Raw genomic sequence first — 4,850 nt, forward strand, 5'->3', positions numbered from 1 at the left:
CCTGCGCCTCCGCGATGCGCACCGGCATCGTCGCCTCGCGCCCGTCGAGCCCGTTGCGCGGCGAACCCATCGACTTGAAATGCACGAGATAGAGCGTCAGCGGCACGCCGCCCACGGTGACGTCGATCTCCAGGCAGTCGCGCCGGAAAATGCGCTCATTGGCCTGATTGCCCAGTGCCTCGAGTTCCGGCGTGTGCAGCCCGAACTGCTCGTAGGTGACATAGGCGTGGCTGGTCATGCGCACGAATTCGATCGGCTGGCCCTGGGCGGTCTCATTGCGCATCATCACGGCAACGTCGATGCCGCGTGAATCATTGCCCGATGTGGTGTATTTCTGCCGGTAGCCCTGCCCCACCATCTTGAACAGATAGCCATATTCGAAGGCCTTCAGCGCCTCGATGTTGTCGACCTCCTGCATGCAGATGATGTCGGCCCGGGTGGCAGCGATTGCCAGCGCCGTCAGCTGGCGCGTGTCGTCGGATTGGGCGATGGCGCGGGCCTGCTCCAGCATCCTGTATTCCGCCTCGCTCTGGATATCGAACAGCGCCAGCGTTCGATCCTCGTTGAGCTGGTTGCGATAGCCGGAATAATCGAACCTGTTCATCAGGTTCTCGACATTGAAGGTGGCAAGGCGCAGCGACATGCCATGACCTTTGCCCGCAAGTGCTTCGGAAAACAAGCGCGCAGGACCACCATCTGAGATCGATTGGTCCTGGGTGCGTTCGCGTCATGGTTGACGGAACCTTTCCGTTCATCCGCCGTTCAGATGCAAACATCCATTGTTGCCCCATTCCTCGGGTGGGCGTGGGGCCTGTAACTCTTGGAGAGTGCAATGAATTCGCTCTTTTCTTCCACGGTCAAATCGGGGCTGCTAGCCCTGGGTATCCTCTCCGGCGTCACGGCACCGTCCGCCGCCGGCCCGATCATGCAACCGGACCTGTCGATTCCCACCAGCACCGCGGCGCCGAATGTCACGCCGGTCCGCGACAGCTGGGCGGGCGGCAACAACAACCGTCAGTTCAACAACGACAATTGGAGATGGCGCCGGTCGGGCAATTGGGACGGCGGCCGTCGGCACTGGCACGGCGGCGGCGGTCACTGGAATGGTGGAGACAACTGGCGTTGGCGCCATGGTCGCCATCACTATCGCGGCGGCCGTTACTACGATGATGGCGCGAGTGCCGCGATCCTGGGCCTTGGCCTGGGGCTTGGCCTCGGCAGCATGTACAACAACTACGACTACTATGACCGGCCGGCGCCGCGCCGCTACTACCGCGCGGGACGGCTTTCGAGCGCCCATGTCCAATGGTGCTACAACCGCTACCGGTCGTACCGGGCCTACGACAACACGTTCCAGCCCTACAACGGCCCGCGCCAGCAGTGCTACTCACCCTATTGATGGGCTGGCCCTGTAGCTGAGCTGACCGACAGAATGAAAAAACGGCGCCACGTGGCGCCGTTTCTTGTTCATGGAAGCTGCTATTTTCGAGCGCTTGTGGATTTCGCTCAGTTCTTCGCCTTGTCGACCAGCTTGTTTTTGGAAATCCACGGCATCATCGCGCGCAGCTTGGCGCCGACTTCCTCGATCTGGTGGCTGTCATTGTTGCGGCGGATGCCCTTGAAGCGGGACATGCCGGCGCGGTACTCCTGCATCCACTCCGAGGTGAATTTGCCGGTCTGGATGTCCTTCAGCACGCGCTTCATCTCGGCCTTGGTCTCGGCGGTGATGATGCGCGGACCCGAGACATATTCGCCCCATTCGGCGGTGTTCGAAATCGAGTAGTTCATGTTGGCGATGCCGCCTTCATAGATCAGGTCGACGATCAGCTTGACCTCGTGGAGGCACTCGAAATAGGCCATCTCAGGCGCGTAGCCGGCTTCCACCAGCGTCTCGAAACCGGCCCGGATCAGCTCGACCAAGCCGCCGCACAGCACGACCTGCTCGCCGAACAGATCGGTCTCGCATTCCTCGCGGAAATTGGTCTCGATGATGCCCGAACGGCCGCCGCCGACGCCGCAGGCGTAGGACAGTGCCAGGTCGAGCGCATTGCCCGAGGCATCCTGGTTGACGGCGACCAGGCACGGCACGCCGCCGCCCTTCTGGTATTCGCCGCGCACCGTGTGGCCGGGACCCTTCGGCGCGATCATGACGACGTCGACCGTCGACTTCGGCTCGATCAGGCCGAAATGCACGTTGAGGCCGTGCGCGAAGGCGATCGCGGCACCATCGCGGATGTTCGGGGCGATCTCGTTCTTGTAGATGTCGGCCTGCAGTTCGTCCGGCGTTGCCATCATCATCAGGTCGGCCCATTTGGCCGCGTCCGCCACGCTCATCACCTTGAGACCGTCGGCCTCGACCTTCTTGGCGGTTGCCGAGCCGGCCTTGAGGCCGATGGCGATCTCCTTGGCGCCGGAATCCTTGAGGTTGAGCGCATGCGCCCTGCCCTGGCTGCCATAGCCGATGATGGCGACCTTCTTGCCCTTGATCAGATTGAGATCGGCATCACGATCGTAATAGACGCGCATTTTGTCTTCCTTCCCGTTTATAAATCAGAGCATGATGCCGAAAAGTGTGAAGCGGTTTTCGGACGACATCATGCTCTATCTTCTTGATTTAGAGACGGATTCAGATTTCAGGTCGACTTGACCTGAAATCATCCGGCTCTAGGGCCTTGCGGCCGGTTGTTGCTCCATGAAGAGCGAGAAACTGCTGCGTCGCCCGCGCGGCATCGCCGCCGATCGCCGCCTCAGTCAATTCCAGCCGGTCGCCGAGCAGCAGACGGATCTGCACATCGCGGGCGACCAGCCCGAAAAAGGTGCGGAACGCCGTCTCGGCATCCGCGAAATCCAAAAGCCCGGTCCGTCGGCCGGCCTCGAGCACCGGCTTCAGCCGCTTGGCCAATGCGAAGCGGCCGTTCTCCAGCACCACGGCGCCGAGATTGTCCTTGCCGGAGCCCGCATGGCTGACCGCCACCCGATTGAGCGCGATCGACGTGTCGCTGGAAATCACCTTGAGCCAATCCGAGGCGAAGCGCTCGAGGCTCGCGGTCAGCGAGGCAAGATCGAGCCCCTTGCGGTCGACCGGTGCCACCCGCACTTTAGAGGCCTGCCATTGCACCGTCGCCGTCAGCAGCCCGTCGCGGTCGCCGAACCATTTGTAGAGCGTTTCCTTGGAACAGCTGGCGCGGCGCGCCACGGCGGTCATGGTCAGCTGGTCGCCCTCTTCGACCAGCAGCCGCAACGCCGCGTCGAGCACGGCCTTCTGCCGCTCTGTCAGCGCTTCGCTGGTGTCGATGTCAGGCACGATGTGCAACACGCTCTTCTCTCGAAAGGTCGGCATTCCCGATAAGCCGTACCGTACGTTACGGTTCTGCATATTGCGCGATCCGAGGCCGTGCGCAAGAGGACGAGAGCAAAATATCTGCAAAATGGACAGGCGCTGGCGCGACAGGCTCGCTTAATCGCTGGCTGGCGGATGGCGCAACCGTCCAAGCAGTGCCGAGACCATGGTCAGCTCATCCGCCGACAGTTTGGCGCCAACCAGTTCGGCGATCGAGCGTCCGTAGACAGCCCACATCTGGCGGCGTGTCTCTCGCCCCTTGGCCGCGATGCGGATGGTCTGGCCACGGCCGTCATCGGCCACCGGCAGTTTCTCGACGAGCCCATCGGCCTCGAGCCGGGTCAGCAGGCGCGAAATGTTGTATTGCGCGAACAGCGTGTGCTCGATGAGCTGGAACGGCCGCAGCCCGCCCTCGCCCGCCTCGGCGAGTTCATGCAGCACGTCGTACCAGGCAAGTGGGGGCAGACCGGCGGCCTTCAACGCCTCTTCGGCGCTCTCCATCAACTGGCGCGATACGCGCATCAGGCGAGCCCAGGCCTTGATGGCTTCGGGCGAAGGCGCGGCTTTCTCGGTCATGGCGCACCTTAGACGATAGATGCAATTGCATCAAGCTTGACGATCAATGCATATGCATCTACATAGATGCAATTGCATTAATCAGGGAAAGCCAATCCGATGAAACACGAAATCTGCAAACGCGCCGACAAGCTCATTCTCGTCAGCCATCACCTCTGCCCCTATGTGCAGCGCGCCGCGATTTCGCTCACCGAAAAGGGCGTGCCGTTCGAACGCGTCGATATCGACCTCGCCAACAAGCCGGACTGGTTCAAGGCGATCTCGCCGCTCGGCAAGGTGCCGCTGCTGCGCGTGCAGCGAAATGGCGAGGAAACGGTGATCTTCGAATCGGCCGTCATCCTCGAATTCCTCGAAGAGACGCAGGCCAATCCCCTCCACCCTGCCGATCCCTATGCCCGCGCCCGGCATCGCGCCTGGATCGAGTTCGGTTCGGCAACCCTCAATGCCATCGGCCGGTTCTATTCAACATCGACCGAGGCCGGCTTCCTTGACGAATCCAGCGCGCTGTCCGCCATGTTCGACCGTCTCGAAGCCGAGCTGGCGGACGAGCCTGGCGGCCCCTGGTTCGCCAGCAAGCACTTTTCGCTGGTCGACGCCGTTTACGGTCCGGTCTTCCGCTATCTCGATGTCTTCGACCGGATCGGTGATTTCGGCATTCTTGACCGTAAGCCCCTCGTCCGCGCCTGGCGCCAGGCTTTGAGTGAACGCCCGTCGATCAGGCAAGCCGTGGCGCCGGACTACCCACAGCGCCTGCATACCTTCCTGCGGGCAAAGGGATCGTACCTTTCGAGCCTCATTGGCCAAAACGATCCGGCCACCGCGCTTCGACCAGTCCTATCCGCTTGAACGGATCGATTACGGTGCCGGCCACCATCGAGGCGAGAAACTGCGGCGCCGGCGGGATTTTTGCCACCCTCGCCACAAGCCTGTCGCG

5 protein-coding genes and 2 pseudogenes are annotated in these 4,850 nt (G+C 62.1%); 2 read left to right on the forward strand and 5 right to left on the reverse strand.

What is annotated here, in order from left to right:
- Positions 1 to 643 (reverse strand): annotated as a pseudogene (locus EN925_RS23660) (endonuclease); the annotation flags it as partial.
- 189 nt (positions 644 to 832) lie between these two features.
- On the opposite strand from EN925_RS23660, the gene EN925_RS23665 reads away from it, so the two are divergent.
- Entirely contained in the window at positions 833 to 1,399 is a 567-nt protein-coding gene (locus EN925_RS23665) for a BA14K family protein (RefSeq protein ID WP_013531066.1), read from the forward strand.
- Between the two features lie 107 nt (positions 1,400 to 1,506).
- Here the strand turns inward: EN925_RS23665 and ilvC are convergent, their stop codons facing one another.
- From ilvC to EN925_RS23680, 3 genes are all read right to left on the reverse strand, one after another.
- Positions 1,507 to 2,526 (reverse strand): ketol-acid reductoisomerase, encoded by a 1,020-nt coding sequence (gene ilvC, locus EN925_RS23670; RefSeq protein WP_013531065.1) that lies wholly within the window; start codon positions 2,524 to 2,526, stop codon positions 1,507 to 1,509.
- A 100-nt stretch (positions 2,527 to 2,626) separates the two neighbouring features.
- Positions 2,627 to 3,340, reverse strand: coding sequence for a TetR/AcrR family transcriptional regulator (locus tag EN925_RS23675; RefSeq protein ID WP_244514306.1), 714 nt, complete (start codon positions 3,338 to 3,340; stop codon positions 2,627 to 2,629).
- Between the two features lie 117 nt (positions 3,341 to 3,457).
- Positions 3,458 to 3,916, reverse strand: coding sequence for a MarR family winged helix-turn-helix transcriptional regulator (locus tag EN925_RS23680; protein ID WP_064993769.1), 459 nt, complete (start codon positions 3,914 to 3,916; stop codon positions 3,458 to 3,460).
- Positions 3,917 to 4,015: 99 nt separating this feature from the next.
- On the opposite strand from EN925_RS23680, the gene EN925_RS23685 reads away from it, so the two are divergent.
- Complete coding sequence (locus EN925_RS23685; protein WP_027160572.1) at positions 4,016 to 4,762, forward strand: glutathione S-transferase family protein; 747 nt, start codon at positions 4,016 to 4,018, stop codon at positions 4,760 to 4,762.
- On the opposite strand, the pseudogene EN925_RS40885 reads toward EN925_RS23685, so the two are convergent.
- Positions 4,710 to 4,850: pseudogene (locus EN925_RS40885) on the reverse strand (FAD-dependent monooxygenase); the annotation flags it as partial. The gene EN925_RS23685 and the pseudogene EN925_RS40885 sit on opposite strands and share 53 nt — an antisense overlap.

Origin of the sequence: Mesorhizobium sp. M7A.F.Ca.US.006.04.2.1, from assembly GCF_004022915.1 — a bacterium.
Classification (GTDB): domain Bacteria; phylum Pseudomonadota; class Alphaproteobacteria; order Rhizobiales; family Rhizobiaceae; genus Mesorhizobium; species Mesorhizobium ciceri.